General features: G+C 65.0%; 15 protein-coding genes and 1 pseudogene. 5 read left to right on the top strand and 11 right to left on the bottom strand.

Translation table 11 applies throughout. The features are described 5' to 3' along the window. Positions 1–130: 130 nt before the first annotated feature. The 5 genes and pseudogenes from XI09_RS14105 to ltnD all read right to left on the bottom strand — a co-directional run bounded on the left by XI09_RS14105 (position 131) and on the right by ltnD (position 6,730). Positions 131–1,825, bottom strand: a complete 1,695-nt coding sequence (locus XI09_RS14105) for a methyl-accepting chemotaxis protein (protein WP_271567363.1) — start codon at positions 1,823–1,825, stop codon at positions 131–133. Positions 1,826–2,022: 197 nt separating this feature from the next. After that, positions 2,023–3,570, bottom strand: a pseudogene (locus XI09_RS14100) (methyl-accepting chemotaxis protein); the annotation flags it as partial. Positions 3,571–3,742: 172 nt separating this feature from the next. Continuing rightward, the gene (gene otnK, locus XI09_RS14095; protein ID WP_271567362.1) at positions 3,743–5,017 is read right to left on the bottom strand and encodes a 3-oxo-tetronate kinase; all 1,275 of its coding nucleotides are present in this window, start codon (positions 5,015–5,017) and stop codon (positions 3,743–3,745) included. Continuing rightward, entirely contained in the window at positions 5,014–5,796 is a 783-nt protein-coding gene (otnI, locus tag XI09_RS14090; protein WP_271567361.1) for a 2-oxo-tetronate isomerase, read from the bottom strand. Before otnI ends, otnK begins: the two co-directional genes overlap by 4 nt. A 16-nt stretch (positions 5,797–5,812) precedes the next feature. Next, on the bottom strand, positions 5,813–6,730 hold the full coding sequence (gene ltnD / locus XI09_RS14085) for an L-threonate dehydrogenase (protein ID WP_271567360.1): 918 nt from the start codon (positions 6,728–6,730) through the stop codon (positions 5,813–5,815). A 105-nt stretch (positions 6,731–6,835) separates the two neighbouring features. Here ltnD and otnC point away from each other — a divergent pair, with 105 nt between their 5' ends. Then, positions 6,836–7,516 carry a 3-oxo-tetronate 4-phosphate decarboxylase gene (gene otnC, locus XI09_RS14080; RefSeq protein WP_271567359.1) on the top strand — a complete coding sequence of 227 codons (681 nt, stop codon included), beginning with the start codon at positions 6,836–6,838 and terminating at the stop codon, positions 7,514–7,516. A gap of 180 nt (positions 7,517–7,696) precedes the next feature. On the opposite strand, the gene XI09_RS14075 is transcribed toward otnC, so the two are convergent. The 6 genes from XI09_RS14075 to XI09_RS14050 all read right to left on the bottom strand — a co-directional run bounded on the left by XI09_RS14075 (position 7,697) and on the right by XI09_RS14050 (position 13,154). Further along, positions 7,697–8,401, bottom strand: coding sequence for an ABC transporter ATP-binding protein (locus tag XI09_RS14075; protein WP_271567358.1), 705 nt, complete (start codon positions 8,399–8,401; stop codon positions 7,697–7,699). After that, positions 8,385–9,116: an ABC transporter ATP-binding protein gene (locus XI09_RS14070; RefSeq protein WP_271567357.1), complete on the bottom strand. Its 732-nt coding sequence runs from the start codon at positions 9,114–9,116 to the stop codon at positions 8,385–8,387. Before XI09_RS14070 ends, XI09_RS14075 begins: the two co-directional genes overlap by 17 nt. Beyond that, the gene (locus XI09_RS14065) at positions 9,113–10,090 is read right to left on the bottom strand and encodes a branched-chain amino acid ABC transporter permease (protein ID WP_027544023.1); all 978 of its coding nucleotides are present in this window, start codon (positions 10,088–10,090) and stop codon (positions 9,113–9,115) included. The genes XI09_RS14070 and XI09_RS14065 overlap by 4 nt, the downstream gene beginning before the upstream one ends. Before the next feature lies 1 nt (position 10,091). Then, positions 10,092–10,970, bottom strand: coding sequence for a branched-chain amino acid ABC transporter permease (locus XI09_RS14060; RefSeq protein ID WP_271567356.1), 879 nt, complete (start codon positions 10,968–10,970; stop codon positions 10,092–10,094). A gap of 31 nt (positions 10,971–11,001) precedes the next feature. Beyond that, positions 11,002–12,246 carry an ABC transporter substrate-binding protein gene (locus tag XI09_RS14055; protein WP_271567355.1) on the bottom strand — a complete coding sequence of 415 codons (1,245 nt, stop codon included), beginning with the start codon at positions 12,244–12,246 and terminating at the stop codon, positions 11,002–11,004. Between the two features lie 92 nt (positions 12,247–12,338). After that, on the bottom strand, positions 12,339–13,154 hold the full coding sequence (locus XI09_RS14050; protein WP_271567354.1) for a putative hydro-lyase: 816 nt from the start codon (positions 13,152–13,154) through the stop codon (positions 12,339–12,341). 120 nt (positions 13,155–13,274) lie between these two features. Here XI09_RS14050 and XI09_RS14045 point away from each other — a divergent pair, with 120 nt between their 5' ends. The 4 genes from XI09_RS14045 to XI09_RS14030 are packed head-to-tail and all read left to right on the top strand — an operon-like array spanning position 13,275 to position 17,484. Next, on the top strand, positions 13,275–14,192 hold the full coding sequence (locus XI09_RS14045) for a LysR family transcriptional regulator (RefSeq protein WP_092186089.1): 918 nt from the start codon (positions 13,275–13,277) through the stop codon (positions 14,190–14,192). A gap of 31 nt (positions 14,193–14,223) precedes the next feature. Further along, a complete protein-coding gene (locus tag XI09_RS14040; protein WP_092186088.1) occupies positions 14,224–15,474 on the top strand; it encodes a Zn-dependent hydrolase in 1,251 nt (416 codons plus the stop codon). A 12-nt stretch (positions 15,475–15,486) separates the two neighbouring features. Beyond that, positions 15,487–16,398 carry an NAD(P)-dependent oxidoreductase gene (locus XI09_RS14035; protein WP_271567353.1) on the top strand — a complete coding sequence of 304 codons (912 nt, stop codon included), beginning with the start codon at positions 15,487–15,489 and terminating at the stop codon, positions 16,396–16,398. Positions 16,399–16,410: 12 nt separating this feature from the next. Further along, positions 16,411–17,484, top strand: a complete 1,074-nt coding sequence (locus XI09_RS14030) for a malate/lactate/ureidoglycolate dehydrogenase (RefSeq protein ID WP_271567352.1) — start codon at positions 16,411–16,413, stop codon at positions 17,482–17,484. Positions 17,485–17,618: the final 134 nt, after the last annotated feature.

The raw sequence follows: 17,618 nt of genomic DNA, 5'->3' as shown, positions 1-17,618 counted from the left end.
GCCCCGACGGGGATCCTCTTTCCCCTTTACCTGAGCACCGCCGGCAACGCTAATCACCGGCAGCTTTCCTGCATTCACTTCCATGCTACCGCGCTGCGGAATAAGCATCGCAGCTATGCGGCCGAACGCTTCACGCTGCGCGGACGGAGTTCAGGAACTTGCCGACCTCGAGCTTGAGGCGGTTGGAGTCGCGGGACAGCATCTGTGCCGCCGACAGCACCTGCGAGGATGCCGATCCGGTTTCGGATGCGCCGCGCTGGACGTCGCCGACATTGGAAGACACCTGCTGGGTGCCGTTGGCCGCCTGCTGCACATTGCGGGCGATCTCCTGGGTCGCCGCGCCCAGCTGCTCCACGGCTGCGGCGATCGCCGAGGATATTTCGGAGAGGCGCGCGATGGTGCCGGAGATTTCGCTGATGGCGCCGACCGATTCCTGCGTCGCCGCCTGGATGCCGCCGACCTGCTGGCCGATCTCGCCGGTCGCCTTCGCCGTCTGTTCGGCGAGCGCCTTGACCTCGGAAGCCACAACCGCAAAGCCGCGGCCGGCCTCGCCAGCACGTGCCGCTTCGATCGTGGCGTTCAACGCCAGGAGATTGGTCTGGCCCGCGATGGCATTGATGAGCTCGACGACGTCGCCGATCCGAGAGGCCGCCCGTGACAGCTCGCTGACGCGTTCGGTGGTGGCGTGCGCCTGGCTGACGGCCTCGCTCGCAATCCGGGTGGAATCCTGCACCTGGCGACCGATCTCGCGGACCGACGACGACATCTCCTCGGCGGCCGATGCCACCGAATGAACGTTGGTGGAAGCTTCTTCCGAGCCGGCTGCGACCACCGTCGCCAGTTCCTGCGCCCGGCCCGCCGTCGAGGACAGCGTCGAGGCCGACGCCTCGAGCTCGGTCGCAGCTGATGACACGGTCTCGACGATCTCGCCGATCGCGGCCTCGAAGCTGTCGGCAAGCTTCGTCATGCCGGCCTTGCGCTGCTCCTCGGCGCGGCGCTGCACCGCCTGGACCTCGTCGCGGCTGAAGCGGATGATAGTCTGCACGGTCTGGAGGTTGCGCAGTGCCTCGCCGATCTCGTCGTCGCGCGCGATGACGATGCGGTTGTCGAGCTTGTCCTGGACGAGGTTGAGCATGGTGTCGTTGAGATGCCGCATCGGGCCCTGGATCGCCCGCATGGTGGCAAGCCCGGTGAAGCCGCCGATGGCAGCGCCGACGACGGCCAGCAGCGACAGGATCAGGCTGGTCGAACCGTCGGTCGAAAGCACCCCGCCGATGCCGAGCGCGAGCATGAACAGCGCCTGCACCGCCATCATCGTGACCAGGCGCGCCTTCAGCGTGCCGGTGAAGACGCTGAGGCGGTCGAGCAGCGAGCGGCGGCGAATGATGCCGGCATCGATGCGATAGCCATGCGGCTTGTTCTCGCGGATCGCAGCGTAAACCTCTTCAGCGAGCCGACGCTGGTCGGCGGGCAGCTTGGTGCGGATCGAGGTAAAGCCCGTGACCTGGCCATTCTCGCGAATGGGCGAAGCTGTGGCCAGCACCCAGTAAAAGTCGCCGTTCTTGCGCCGGTTCTTCACCGCGCCAAGCCAGGGCTTGCCGGCCTTCAGCGTGTCCCAGAGATTATCGAACGCCTCCGGCGGCATGTCGGGGTGGCGAACGATGTTGTGCGGCTGCCCCATCAGCTCCGCCGAGGTGAAGCCCGCCGCGGCGAGGAAGTCCTCGTTGAAGTAGGCAAGCTTGCCCTTGAGGTCGGTTCTGGAGACGATCAGCGTCTCGTCGCTGACGGGATATTCGATTTCGGTGACGGGAAAATTCTTGCGCATCGGGGGCTCCCAAATGAATTCAATATGCATTCATTCCAATCGGAACAGCCGCTATTCGAGGCGTCCCCCGCAATTCTCATAAGTTGAATTTAACTATCGATGAAACCGCCTCCCCGTGCGATTACGGGTAATACCTCACGATACTACCTGTAGGCGATATCATGCTACCGCCCAAACGAAACGAGCGGCGCTTGCGGCGCCGCCACCTGCTGGGTGCCCTGCGCCGCCTGCTGCACGTTGCGGGCGATCTCTTGCGTGGCCGCGCCCTGCTCTTCCACGGCCGCCGCGATTGCCGACGAGATCTCCGACAGACGCTCGATCGTCGAGGAGATCTCCTTGATCGCTCCGACCGAATCGTTGGTCGCCGCCTGGATACCGAAGATCTGCTGGCCGATTTCGCCGGTCGCCTTCGCCGTCTGCTCGGCGAGCGCCTTCACCTCCGAGGCCACCACGGCGAAACCGCGGCCGGCTTCGCCCGCACGTGCGGCCTCGATGGTCGCGTTCAGCGCCAAGAGGTTGGTCTGGCCGGCGATGGTGTTGATCAGCTCGACGACGTCGCCGATGCGGGAAGCGGCCTTGGACAGTTCGCTGACGCGCTCGGTGGTGGCACGCGCCTGGCCGACGGCGTCGCTGGCCATCCGCGCCGATTCCTGCACCTGACGGCTGATCTCGCCGACCGAGGAGGCCATCTCCTCCGTCGCCGAAGCCACCGACTGCACGTTGGTGGAGGCTTCCTCCGAAGCTCCGGCAACGGTGGTCGCCAGCCTCTGGGAGCGGTCGGCGGTCGAGGTCAGCGTCGAGGCGGAGGCTTCGAGCTGGGTCGAGGCCGACGACACGGTCTGGACGATCTCGCCGATTATCGTTTCGAATTCGCGGGTGATGTTGTCGACGCGGCGGCCGCGCTCGATCTTGGCTTCGGCGTCGGCCGCGGCGGCTTCGTCGGCGGCCTTCTTGGCGATCAGCGCTTCCTTGAAGACCTGGAGCACGTCGGCCATGGCACCGATCTCGGTCTTCTCACCGCGATGCGGGACTTCCGCACCGAGGTCGCCCTTGCCCAGCGCCTGCATCGGCTCGACGATCGAGGCGATGCCGCTGGAGACGTCATGGACCAGATAGAAGCCGACGCCGGTGCCGACAACCACGGCGGCGCCGAGGATGATCGCGACCAGCATGAACGCATAGAAATAGCTCTCGGCGGCATCCTGCGCGGCCTGGTCGCCGCCCTTGGTGTTGAGTTCGATGTCCTTGCGCAGGATCTCGTCGGCCTGAAGCCCGATCTTGTTGACTGTCTTGGTGTTCAGCTCATGCGCCTCGTGCGGGATCTTGCCGGCCTCCTTGCGCGAGAGAGCAATCACCTCCTGGGTGCCCTTCTTGTACTCGTCCCAGCTCTTCGACCACTCATTGTAGAGTGCCCGTTCCTCAGGCGAGGTGATCATAGCCTCATAGGACTGGCGAAACTTGGTGTTGGATTCGACCACCGTCGCAAGCGTCTTCTCTGCCGCGAGCTTCTCCTCCAGCGTCTCGGCCAGCATGTGCTCGCGGATCACGTTACGATAGGTGATCACGCCGGCGCGCAGATCGCCGAGCACCCGCACGCTCGGCATCCAGTTCGTGGTGATGTCCGTGGTATTGGCATTCATCGCCCGCATCTTCCACACGGCGATCAGGCCCATGCCGGTCATCGCGACCAGCAGAAACGCCACGACACTGATGATCTTGGCGCGGATGGAGATGGTGGCGAACATAATCAGGTCTCTTTTATGCTGGCGCAGGCGCGCGTCCGGGAGGTCTAAAGAATCAACCAAAAAGGAGCGACGCCGACATCAGACAACAGAGCGACTGAGCAGATGTTGACTACGACTCCGTACGAGTACGGAGCCTGAAAGAGATGAACAGGCAGCTAAGAATGCTCTGCGCTCAGCGCATGAGCCTCAGCGCATCGGAGAAAAATTCCGGGCCACCGAAATTGCCGGACTTCAGCGCGAGCAGCATGTCGCCCCCGGCGCCGACCGCGCGCAGCACCGGAACGCCTGCAGCGATCTCCACCCCTACGAGAAATCCGGGAATCTTCAACCGATCGACCACGGCGCCGGACGTCTCGCCGCCGGCAACGACCAATCGCCGCACGCCTGATTTCACGAGGTTTTCGGCGATGTCGGCCATCGCCTGCTCGATGGCATGTCCGGCCGCGTCACGGCCGTGACGTGCCTGAAGCGCTGAGACCTGATCCGGTGTCGAGCTCGATGCGATCAGCACGGGCCCCTCGGCCAGTCGCGGCCTTGCCCAGTCCAGCGCACGCTGTGCTTCGTCCGCCCCCGTAAGAATACGGTCCGGATCGAGATGAAACACCGGCATGACCTGTTCAGCGCTGGCGATCTGCTTGAGCGTGGCCTGCGAGCAGCTGCCGGCAAGACACGCCGCCGGTCCACCAACGGCAGCTCCGGATTCGCTGCCTGCCGCGGCTGATTTGACCTTGCCGGTCGACACCAGGGCACGCGCGAGCCCGAGGCCGATGCCGGAGGCGCCGACCGAAAGCCGATGTTCGGCGGCCACGAGGCCGATGGTTTCGAGATCGCGATCGAAGACGGCGTCGATGATCGCAGCGCCGATGCCCTTGCCCGCGAGTTCGGCCAGCCGCGCCCGCACGGCATCCGCGCCGCGCGTGACGGTGGCGAGATCGACGAGGCCGATTTGTGTCCTGCTCTGCCGCGCCAGCACGCGCACCAGGCTGGAATCGTGCATCGGGTTGAGCGGATGGTCCTTGAGCGGGCTCTCGTTCAGCGGCACCGCGCCGACGAACAGGTTGCCCTGGTAGACGGTGCGGCCAGTCTCCGGGAAGGCCGGCGTCACCAGAACGATGCCCTCGCCGCAATCGTCGCGCAACGCGTCCATTACCGGGCCGATATTGCCGGCGTCGGTGGAATCGAAGGTCGAGCAGATCTTGAACAGCACATGGCTCGCGCCGCGGCCGCGCAGCCATGTCTCCGCCGCGCGCGAGCGCGATACAGCAAGGCCTGCTTCGATCGAGCGGCTCTTCAAGGACACCACGACAGCGTCAACCTCGGGCAACGCCAGATCATCGGCGGGTATGCCGATGGTCTGCACGGTGCGCAGGCCCGCGCGCGTCAGCGTGTTGGCAAGATCGGAGGCGCCGGTGTAGTCATCGGCGATGCAACCCAGTGCAAGAGTCACGGCTTCACTCCCGCGTAGGGCTTGAACCAGGCAAGGCCGTCGGTGGTCTTGCCGCGCGGATTGTATTCGCAGCCGACGAAGCCGGCATAGCCAAGCCGGTCGAGCTCTTCGAACAGGAAGGGATAGTTCAGCTCCTCGCCGTCGGGCTCGTTGCGCGAGGGAATGCTGGCGATCTGGATGTGGCCGATGATCGGCATCATCTCGCGCAGCCGCATGGTGACGTCGCCATGGATGATCTGGCAATGATAGATGTCGAACTGGAGCTTGAGGTTCGGGAGCCGCAACTCCTGGATCAGGTCGCGCGCAAAGCCGAAATCGTTGAGGAAGTAGCCGGGCACGTTGCGGGCATTGATCGGCTCGAGCACGATGTCGATGCCGTGCGGCGCAAAGAACTCCGCCGCCCACGCCACGGACTTGTAGAACGCCTCGATCGCAACGCGCTCGCCGCGATTGGCAAGGCCGGCCATCAGGTGCAGGCGCTTGACGCCGGTGGCCTTGGCGTAGGGCAGCGCGGTCTCGAGGCCCGCCTTGAGATCGGCGAAGCGCGCCGGAAGCGCGGCGAAACCCTTCTCGCCCGCATTCCAGTCGCCGGGCGGCAGGTTGAACAGGGCCTGGGTCAGGCCGTTGCGCTTGAGCCGCTCGCCGACCGCCTCGGCCGGATGCTCGTAGGGAAAGAGAAACTCGACGGCGGTGAAGCCGGCTTGCGCGGCGGCATCGAAGCGGTCGAGGAACGGCACCTCGGTGAACATCATCGAGAGATTGGCGGCGAAACGGGGCATTGGAATCCTCTTGTCCTTACTTGTCGCCGGGAAGCTTCACGCCGGTGACCTGCGCATACATGCGCGCGACCGAGGCGTCATCGTCGCGGCCCATGCCTGCGGCAGCCGTCATCAGGAACATCTGGAGCGCGGCCGCGGAAACCGGCACCGGGAATCTGGCGCTCCGCGCCATGTCCTGGATGATGCCGAGGTCCTTGACGAAGATCTCGACCGCGCTGCGCGGCGTATAGTCGCCGTCGAGCACATGCGGCATGCGGTTCTCGAACATCCAGGAATTGCCGGCGGAGGCCGTGATCACCTCATAGACCTTGCGGATGTCGAGGCCCTGCTTGGCCGCAAACGCCATCGCTTCGCTGGCGGCGGCGATGTGCACGCCGGCGAGCAACTGATTGATCATCTTGAAGGCGGCGCCCTGCCCTGCGGCATCGCCAAGCTCGTAGAGCTTTGCGGCCATGGCGTCGAGCGCCGGCCGCGCCTTCGCAAAAGCGGCCGGGCTGCCCGAGGCGAGGATCGTCAGTTCGCCTTGCGCGGCGCGCTGCGCGCCGCCGGAGATCGGCGCATCCAGATAATGCCGGCCGGTCGCCTCGAGCTGCTTGGCCAGGCGCCGCGCCACGTCGGGATCCATGGTGGCCGATGACAGGAAGACGCTGTCCTTGGGCATGGTCTCGGCGACGCCATCCTTGCCGAACAGGATCGTCTCCGTCTGCGCTGCATTGACGACGACGCTGACGACGACGTCGGCGTCCCTGGCGGCTTCGGCCGGCGTCCTGGCGCCCGCGCCGCCGTCCTTCACGAAGCGCGCCACCGCATCGGCCGAGACGTCGCAGCCGGTGACGGCGTGGCCGGCGCGCTTCAGCGAGGTCGCCATGCCAAATCCCATCGAGCCGAGCCCGATGACGGCGATACGCTGATTTTGTGACGTGGAGGCGGACATGCAACTGACCCTTGCGAAACGTTTCCCGGACGGCCGGCCCTTGCGGCGGCTCGGCGAACCGATAACACGGCTTGGCCGCGCTGCCAAAGCGTGAGACAAGCGGGCATGACGGCCATGAGCAACGAGACAAGGCTGCGTGAGGATATCTGTCGCTTCGGACGGTCCCTGTTCGAGCGCGGGCTGACGCCGGGCTCCTCCGGCAATATCAGCGTCAAGCTTGACGATGGCGGCTGGCTGGTGACGCCGACCAATGCCTCGCTCGGCTTCCTCGACCCGGCGCGGCTGTCGCGGCTGGATAGCCAGGGCCGGCCGATCTCGGGCGATGCACCGACCAAGGAAGTTCCGCTGCACACTGCGCTCTACGACACCCGCGGCAGTGCACGCGCGATCGTGCACCTGCACTCGACGCATTCTGTCGCACTGTCGATGCTGCCCGAGATCGACCCGCGCGCCGCGCTGCCGCCGATGACGGCCTATTATCTGATGAAATGCGGCGCAACCGCGCTCGTGCCCTATTACCGCCCCGGCGATCCCGCGGTGGCGGATGCGATCAAGGGGCTGGCGGGGAAATATTCATCCGTGCTGCTCGCCAATCACGGCCCGGTGGTCGCCGGCGACACGCTGGAGGCCGCGGTGTTCGCGACCGAGGAGCTGGAGGAGACGGCGAAGCTGTACCTGCTGCTGCGCGGGATGAACCCGCGCTACCTGTCGCCGGAGCAGGTGAAGGATCTGGTGAAGGTGTTCGGGGTGACGTTGCCGGAGCATGGGCACGGGCACGGACATTAGCGTCGCCTCGTGAAGAGCACGACAGTGCTGCCTTACCCACCACTGTCATTCCCCGCGAAGGCGGGGAATCCAGTACGCCGCGGCCCCTCCGTATCCCACTAACGTCTCTGGAATACTGGATCGCCCGCCTTCGCGGGCGATGACACCGAGAGTGCGGGACGCACATCCCAACACTTGCGTCTAAAGACCCAGATACGCCTTGCGCACATCCGGATTGCCCTTGATCTCGCTCGCTGCACCCTGCATCAGCACGCGGCCGGTTTGCAGGATGTAGGCGCGGTCGGCGATCTCCAGGCACTCGGCCATGCGCTGCTCGACGATCAGCACGGTCATGCCGGCGTCGCGGATGCGCTTCACCGCCTGGAAGATTTCATCCACCAGCTTCGGCATGATGCCTTGCGACGGCTCGTCCAGCATCAGCAGCCGCGGGCGCGTCATCAGCGCGCGGCCGATGGCCAGCATCTGCTGCTCTCCGCCGGAGAGTGTCTCGGCCCGCTGCTCCAGGCGTTCGGACAAACGCGGAAACAGCGTGAAGACGAGATCGAGCGGCCCCTCGCGGTCGGCCTCGCCGCGGTAGAGATAGCTGCCGAGACGAAGATTGTCGCGCACCGACAGGCGCGGGAACAAGCGGCGGTTCTCCGGCACATAGGCGATGCCGGTCGCGGTGATGTGGTGCTGCGCCATGCCGTCGAGGCGCTTGCCGTCGAAGGTCACGGTGCCCGAGCGCGGACGCTCGGCACCGGCGATGGATTTGAGCAGCGTCGACTTGCCGGCGCCGTTAGCGCCGGCGACGCAGACGATCTCGCCCTTCTCGACATTGATCGAGACCGCGGAGATCGCGACCAGGCCCTGATAGGCGGTCGTGACTTCATGCACTGACAGCATGACGATCTCCCAGATATGCGGTGATCACCTTGGGATCGCGAACGACGTCGGCAGGCTTGCCCTCGACCAGCACCTTGCCGAGGTCGAGCACGATGGCGCGGTCGACCAGCGGCATCACGATCTCCATGACGTGCTCGACCATCAGCACGGTGATGCCGGCATCGCGGACCTTGCGCACCAGCGCGACACCGGTCTGCGCCTCGGTCGGCGTGAGGCCGGTGAGGACCTCGTCGAGCAGCAGCAATTTTGGTTCGGTCGCGAGCGCACGCGCGACCTCGAGGCGGCGCTTCTCGGCCGGCACGAGGTCGCTCGCGAGCACGTCGGCGCGTGCGGCAAGGCCGGTGAATTCCAGCACCTCATGCGCCTTGCGGCGCGCCTCGCGCATCACGGTGTTGCGCACGAGCGCACCGACGATGACGTTGTCGATGACAGTCATGGTCTCGAAGCTCTTGACGACCTGGAAGGTGCGCGCGACGCCGCGCTGACAGCGCTCGGCCGCCGGCAGGTTGGTCACATCGTCCCCGTCGAAGATAATCGAGCCCTGCGTCGGCGGCAGCACGCCCGCAATGAGATTGAACAGCGTCGACTTGCCGGCGCCGTTGGGACCAATCAGGCCGACGATCTCGCCGCGCCCGACCGAGATCGAGACATCGCTGTTGGCAACAAGGCCGCCGAAACGTTGCCAGACGCCGCGGGTTTCAAGGAGCGCGGTCATCGCGAAGCTCCCTTGCGGCGCGAGAACAGCCCGATCAGACCTTCCGGCCGCGCCAGCGCAATCACGACGATCAGCGTGCCATAGACGATGAGATCGACGCCGCGGCCGGAGCCGCCGATATAGGAGCGCGTCAGCTCGGTGAGCGGAATCAGGATTACCGCGCCGAGCAGCGGCCCCCACAGCGTGCCGATGCCACCCAGCACCGCCGGCAACGCCATCAGCAGCGAGAACTGGAAGCCCATGACGCTTCCGGGATCGATATAGGAAACATACATGGCATAGAAGCTACCGCCGACCGCGACCAGGAAGGCAGAGACGGCCGCAGCCCCCATCTTGGAATCGAACACGACCACACCGAGGCTCTGGGCTGCATCGGGATTGTCCTTCACCGCGCGCCACCAATAGCCCCATTTCGAGTCTTCCAGCCACCAGGTGACGAACCAGGCGATGCAGGCGAGCGCCAGCGCGAAATAGAAGTACGGCAGCTTGCTGCGGGCGAATTGGAATTTCAGCCAGCTGTCGCCGCGCACGGGCATCTCGATACCGAGGGCCGCACCCGCCCATTCCCAGTTCTGGATCAGCAGCAAGCCGATCTCGGCGATCACGATGGTGGCGATCGCAAAGTAGTGGCCGCCAAGGCGGAAGCAGGGATAGCCGAGCGCCAGCGCGATCAAGGCGGAGATGGCGCCGCCGGCGAGCATACCGAACCAGGGCAGCACGCCGAACTTCGTGAACAAGAGCGTGGTGGTATAGGCGCCCAAGCCGAAATAGAGGGCATGCCCGAGCGATATCTGCCCGCAATAGCCGGACAGGATGTTCCAGCTCTGCGACAGCGCCCCGAACATCAGCGTCAAAATCATGATGTTCTGGACGTTTGGATTCTTGACGAACAACGGCACGAGCGCAGCGGCGACCGTAAGGCAAGCTGCAACGAGGAGTTCGCGGCGACGCCGCTCTGTAAAGCTCTTGTCCATCTCACATCGATCCGAACAGGCCGCGTGGCCGGATAAAGACCACGAGGAGATAGACGGCATAGATGCCGACCGACTTCAGTGATGGCGGCAGCACGAGCGCGGTGGTGGCCTCGACGAGACCGACGATGATGCCGCCGGCGAAGGCGCCGAACACGCTGCCGAAGCCGCCGAGCGCCACCGTGACATAGGCGATCAGTGCAAAGGATGCACCGACGTCGGGATAGATATAGAAGAAGCTCGCCATGATGGCGCCGGCGAGCCCCACCAGGGCAGCGCCGAGGCCCCAGCCGAGCGCGAACACGCGGTTCTTGTCGATGCCGACGAGGGCCACCGCACCGGGATCCTCACGGGTCGCTTCCAGCGCACGGCCGAAATCGGTGCGGTTGATGAAGAGGTAGAGCCCGCCGAACGCCGCGATCGCAACCAGCGCGCCGAAGAGCTGCGGCTGCGGCAGGAAGATTCCGGCGACCGATACCGTCTTGCCGCCGAGCCATGAGTTGGGGACGCTGCGATAGTCGGCCGTGAAGAACAGCTGCGCCAGGCCGCGCATCACGATCGCGAGGCCAAAGGTCGCGAAGATCTGCACCATGCCGACATTGGCCTTGGCGCGCATCGCAAACCGCACGATCACGAGATAGACCACCGCCCCCAATACGAACAAGGCAGCGGCGGCCAGTGGCGCCGACAGCAGTGGATCGATCGCGAAGAACGTGAACAGGAAGAACGTTACGTACATCGCGATCATCAGGAATTCGCCATGGGCGAAGTTGACGACGTCCATCAGGCCGAAGATCAACGCCAGGCCAACAGCGATCAGTCCGTAGAGCAGCCCCATCAGGAGGCCGCTCGCAAGACTTTGGATAATGGTTTCGGCTGTCACGTTGCTTCGTCCCCCGCCCGCAACTGGTCGCTTACTTCATCGGCCAGATCGCGTCGGCAACCGCCGCCTGCGACGGGAAGATGGTGACGAACTTGCCGCCGACATATTGCAGCAGCACCGGATCGGCTTCGTTGTTCTGGCCCATGTCGTCGAACTTGACCCGCTTCCAGGGCATGATGGTCTGCTCGCCCGACATCTCGGTCGCGGCCAGTGCGTCACGGATCTTCTCGCCGTCGGTGGATTTGGCGCGGTTGATGGCGTCCGCCATGATGATCATGGCCATGAACTGCCGCGACGTGTTGTCGTTGAGGTCCTTGCCCGACTTCGCCTTGAACAGATCGTTGATCTTGCCGACCATCGGCCGCTTGGCGGCGAGATCGAGCGAGAAACTGCCGCGGGTGATCGCACCCTCGAGCTTGTCGCCGACGGCGTCGTAAAGTGCCTTTTCGGAGAAGCCGGCGGCTTGCGCCACGATGGCGTTCGGCTTGTAGCCGAGCTCAGCCATGGTCTTGACCAGCAGGATGCCGTCGGTGGTGTAGCTCGAGGGCAGCAGCACGTCGGCATTGGCGGCCTTGAGCTGCTGGACTTCAGCCGAGAGCGACGGCGAGTTGGCGCGGTACTTGATGTCGGCGACGATCTTGTAGCCGCGTTCGGTGGCGAGCTTGGTCTGCGCATTGGCAGAGTCGGTGCCGAAGATCGTATCTTCGTGGAACAGCGCCAGCGTGTCGGCCTTGGCGCCCTTCTTCTTCATCGCATCGAGGAAATCGAACATCCCGGCCGAGAACATCTCGTCGTGCGGTGAGGCGCGGAAATAATACTTCAGGCCGCGGCGATGCAGACTCGGCGAGGAGTTGTCTGCCGACAGGAACGGAGTCTGGTAACGTTCGCAGATCTGGCTGATCGTGACCGCGACTGCGCTTTGATAGGAACCGAGAATGGCGCAGACCTTTTCCTGCGTGATGAGGCGCTCGGCTTCGGCGCGCCCCTTTTGCGGGTCGCCCTGGGTGTCGGCGTAGACGAGACGGATCTTGGCGCCACCAAGGCCGGGCAAGCCCAGGCCCTTCGCGAGCGGAAGGTCGAAGTCCTGATCGTTGTTGATGATATCGACCGCGGTCTCGAACGCGCGCTGCGCATCGACACCCACCTGGGCGCCGGCGCCCGACAAGGGATAGGTCGCGCCGATCACCACTTCAGAAGTTTGCGCACGCGCAGCTAGCGGCATCAACGCGGCAGTGGCGGCGGCTCCGAGCAGAACGTCGCGGCGAGTGATCGTCATAGGCAAAGTCCCCTGTTATTCGAATTTTGCGCGTATCGAATGAAGCGATTGACAGATAGCGTAAAGCCTGAAGAAGCAGCAAACGCTGCCCACTAAATCACGGCCATGGTCCTGTTCTTGAGATCCGTCACCAGCATCAGGCCGGGCGAATGCGTGATTGCGAACGGCACCTTCGCGGCATTGATCACCGATTGCGGCGTGACGCCGCAGGCCCAGAACACCGGGATCTCGTCATCGGCGACCGGCACGGGATCGCCATAGTCGGGCTTGGCGATGTCCTTGATGCCGATCAGGTGCGGATGGCCGAGATGCACGGGCGCGCCGTGCACGGCGGGATAGCGCGAGGTGATCTGCACCGCGCGGATCGCATCGGCCGGCTTGAACGGACGCATCGACACCACCATGGGGCCGGCGAACGGACCGGCCTCGCCGCAGGCGATGTTGGTGCGGTACATCGGCACGCGCACGTTCTGCTCGATGTGGCGGATCGGCATGCCCTCGTCGAGCAGCGCCTCCTCGAACGAGAACGAGCAGCCGAGCACGAAGGTCACGAGATCGTCGCGCCAGTACTTGGTGACGTCGGTCGGCTCGTCCACGACTTCGCCGTCGCGCCAGACGCGGTAACGGGGAACGTCGGTGCGGATGTCGAGGTCGGCGCCGAGCGCGGGGATATGCGGACTGCCGACGTCGGACATGCCGATGATCGGGCAGGGTTTCGGATTGAGCTGGCAGAAGCGGTGAAAGGCGCCGGCATATTCCGCCGGCAGGATCGCCAGATTGCCCTGGACGAAGCCGGGGGCGACCCCGGCGGTGGAGCCCACCTCGCCGCCGCGATAGGCGAGCCGGGCCTTGCGGCTCGGGAGGGTGTCGGGTGTTTCAGTTTGCTGCGCTGCCACCAAAACAGTCATGTGATCGACCTGCCTATAAACTCGACAAAGACAAGCCAACACCAAGCGTGCTATAAAGTCTAATCTTCCTTTCTAATCAATATCGATAAATTTCTTTTATCGATCGGGAAAATCATTCCAATGCTGGACTTCAGGTCAATCGAGACGTTCCTCTGGGTTGTGAAGCTCGGCAGCTTTCGCGGCGCCGCACAAAGGCTCAACACGACCCAGCCGGCGATCTCCCAGCGCATCGCCCAGCTCGAGCGCGAGATGGGCGTGAAGCTCCTCAACCGCGATCATCGCGTGGCCTCACCGACGCCGAGCGGGCGGCAGATGATGGTCTATGCAGAGAAGCTGATCGGCCTGCGCGCTCAGATGATGGCCGAGGTCGGCGACCGTTCGGCGATGCGCGGCGTGATGCGTCTCGGCGTGGCCGAGACCATCGTGCACACCTGGCTGCCGCGCCTCGTGAAGAGCGTGAACGAGCTCTATCCGAACCTGTCGCTGGAGATCGAGGTCGACATCACGCCGAACCTTACGGCGCGTTTGCTCGCGCAGGAGATCGAGCTTGCCTTCGTGGTGGGGCCGCTGTCCGCCTCCGGCGTGCACAACCGCGTGCTCGCCGATTATCCGATCGGTTTTCTCGCAAGCCCCTCGCTCGGCCTCGGCAACGGCCCGGTGACGCGCGCCGATCTCGCGCGGTTTCCGATCATCACCTTCCCGCGCAAGACCAGGCCCTACGAGGTCGTGCGCGAGGTGTTCGACCGGCCCGAATTGCCGCCGATCCGGCTGCATGCCTCTGCGTCGCTCGCGACCGTTATCCACATGGCGGTCGAGGGCCTGGGGATCGCCGTGATCCCAGACGCCATCGTCGAGAACGAGCTCGCCGACGGGCGGCTGCAACTGCTCGACACCGATCTTGAAATCACACCGCTGACATTCACGGCGAGCTGGCTCGCCTCGCCCGACGTCGTGGCGGTGGAGCGCGTCGCCGAGCTTGCATGTCAGATTGCGCAGAGCAGCCTCGCGGTTGACGCGCCCGCGCTGGCGCGTCATTGAAACAGGCGCCGGACAACGAGAGAACGACCGCATGAGCCGAGCCGCCACCAACCTGCAAATCGATTCCGCCCGCCTCTGGGGCTCCATCCACGAGACCGCGCAGTTCGGCGGGACGGCCAAGGGCGGCGTGCGGCGGCTGACGCTGAGCGCCGAGGACAAGCAGGTGCGCGACTGGTTCCGCAAGGCCTGCGAGGATGCCGGCCTCGAGGTGCATGTCGATGCGCTCGGCTCGCAATTCGGCCTGCGCAAGGGCCGCGACATGTCGAAGCTGCCCGTCGGCATCGGCTCGCATCTCGATACCCAGCCGACCGGCGGCAAGTATGACGGCATCCTGGGAACGCTCGGCGCGCTGGAAGTGATCCGCACCCTGAACGACGCCGGCATCGAGACCGAGGCGCCCATCTGCGTGGTGAACTGGACCAACGAGGAAGGCTCGCGCTTCGCACCCGCGATGATGGCCTCCGCAGCTTACGTCGGCGATTTCACCACCGACGACATCCTGTCACGCAAGGACGCCGAGGGCACCACTGTCGGCCAGGCGCTCGACGGCATCGGCTATCGCGGCGACAAGCCGGTCGGTTTCCAGAAGCTCGGCTGCTTCGTCGAGCTGCACATCGAGCAGGGCCCGATTCTGGAAGCCGAGGGCAAGACCATCGGCGTCGTCGATTCCGGCCAGGGCGTGCTGTGGTATGACGGCAAGATTTCCGGCTTCGAGAGCCATGCGGGATCGACCCCGATGCCGCTGCGGCGCGATGCGCTGGCCACGCTCTCCGAGATCGTGCTGGCGATGGAGGCGATCGCCAAGAAGCACGGGCCGAACGCGGTCGGCACCATCGGCGAGGCCGTGATCGCAAACCCCTCGCGCAACGTCATACCCGGTGAAATCGCCTTCACCATGGATTGCCGCAGCGCCGATGGCGCCATCATGGACGCGCTCGATCGCGATCTGCGTGCAGCGATTGCGGAGATCGCCGCGCGCCGCAAGGTCGAGGTCAAGATCGACCTGGTCTGGCGCAAGCCGCCGACGCATTTCGATCCCAAGCTGATCGCGGCGGTCGAGAACGCGGCCAAGACGCTCGGCTATTCCTCTCGCCGCATCACCTCCGGCGCCGGTCACGACGCCTGCAATCTCAACACCGTGATGCCGGCGGCGATGGTGTTCGTGCCTTGCAAGGACGGCATCAGCCACAACGAGCTGGAAGACGCCACGCAGCCCGACTGCGCCGCGGGCACCAACGTGCTGATGCACACCGTGCTGGCGATCGCTGGCGTCGCGTCCTGATCGGAGAGGGCCATGCGCGGAGTTTTCGTCGACGCCAACGAAGCCCTCGCCGTGATCATGGAGCGGCTGGAGCAGCCCGGCGATCCCAAGGTGCGGATCAACAGGGACCCTGACATCAAGCCCCAGCAATACCCGGAAATCCTTGACGGCGCCGAGATCGCGATCGTCGACCACACCGCGCTTCCGACCGATGTCGCGAGGAAATGCGCGGGCCTGAAGCACGTCGTGTTCCTCGGCACCGGCGCGCGCAGCTACATGAACCCGGAAGAGCTCGCCGAGCTCGGCATCTCCGTGCACCTGATCAAGGGCTATGGCGACACCGCCGTGGCTGAATCCGCGATCGCGCTGATGTGGGCCTCGGCCCGCGTCATCGCGATGATGGATCGCGAGATGCGCGTCGGCAACTGGCTGCGCGAAGACGGCATGCAGCTCACCGGCAAGACGCTCGGCCTCATCGGCTTCGGCGGCATCGCAGCGGAGGTCGCGCGCATCGCCACGGGCAGCGGCATGAAGGTGATCGCCTGGAACCGCTCGCCGAAAAACTACCCGGGCGTCGCGTTCACCGATCTCGACACGGTGCTGGCGACCAGCGACGTGGTGTCGCTGCACCTGCTGCTCAACGACGAGACGCGTGGCATGATCACGCGCGAGAAGATCTTTGCGATGAAGCGTGGTGTCATCCTCATCAACACCGCGCGCGCCGCGGTCGTCGACGAGGCCGCCATGATCGACGCGCTGAAGTCGGGCCACATCCGCCACGCCGGCCTCGACGTCTTCAACATCGAACCCCTGCCCGGCGATCATCCGCTGACAAAACTGCCGAACGTGACGCTGTCGGCGCATTCGGCGTTCCGCACGCCGGAGGCGAGCGAGAACCTGATTGAAGCGGCGCTGGTTCACTGCCGCCGGATCGTGAAGGAATAAGAGCAACAACAAATGGCTGACTATCGCACCATCAAGGCCGAAGCGCTCACCAACGTCGTCCGCGCCATTGTCAAGGCCGGCGGCTCCTCGGATCGCGAGGCCGAGCTCGTATCCACCAACCTCGTCGAGGCCAATCTTAGGGGACATGACTCGCACGGCGTCGGCATGATCCCGCGCTATGTCCAGAGCGTCACCAACGGCGGCCTCGCCGTGAACCAGCACGTCAAGATCGTGCTCGACACTGGCCCGCTCCTCACCCTCGACGGCCTCACCGGCTACGGCCAGGTGATCGGCCACGAAGCGATGGAGCTGGCAGCCGAGCGTGCCAAGAGCAACGGCGTGTGTCTCGTCGGTCTTTCCAATGCGCACCACATCGGCCGCATCGGCCACTGGGCCGAGCAGTGCATCGACCACGGGCTCGTATCGATTCACTTCGTCAACGTGATCTCGCGCCCGATCGTGGCGCCCTGGGGCGGCAGCGATGCCCGGCACGGCACCAACCCGTTCTGCGTCGGCATTCCGCGCAGGGGCAAGGAGCCGATCGTGCTCGACTTCGCCACCAGCAGAATCGCGCAGGGCAAGACCCGCGTCGCCCACAACAAGGGCGTCGAGCTGGAGCCCGGCACCATCATCGACAATGAAGGCAAGCCCACGGTCAACCCGCGCTACACCGTGATCCCGCCGTACGGCGCTATCCTGCCGTTCGGCGAGCACAAGGGTTCGGGGCTCGCGCTCGTGTGCGAAATCCTCGGCGGCGCGCTCTCCGGCGGGCAAGTGGTCAAGGGCCCGTCCGACGGCAAGTACAACGTCCTCAACGGCATGCTCTCGATCATCATCGACCCGGGCAAGCTCGGCACCGGCGAAAACCTGGCGCGTGAAGTCGAAAGCTTCGTCGCCTGGCACACCGGATCGCCTCCGGGCCCCGGCGTCGACAAGGTGAAGATCGCCGGCGAGCCCGAGCGCGAGACGAAGAAGAAGCGGCTCGCGGAAGGCATTCAGGTCGATCCGACCACCTGGCAGGAAATCCTGGATGCCGGGAAGCGCTTCGGGCTGGATCAGGCGGCGATCGAGAAGATCGCGGGGTAGGAAACCCAACTGCTGTCGTCCCGGACAAGCGCAGCGAAGCGGAGCGCAGATCCGGGACCCATATGTGGACGGCCCCCGTGGCACAAGAGGTTTGGCGGTCTGATCGGATCGCTTGCATCCATATGTCCGGCCTG

The sequence above is a fragment of the Bradyrhizobium sp. CCBAU 11386 genome, from assembly GCF_028128955.1.
GTDB lineage: Bacteria > Pseudomonadota > Alphaproteobacteria > Rhizobiales > Xanthobacteraceae > Bradyrhizobium.
The sequence above is the reverse complement of the archived record's forward strand: the minus strand, read 5'-3'. Positions and strand labels throughout refer to the sequence as shown.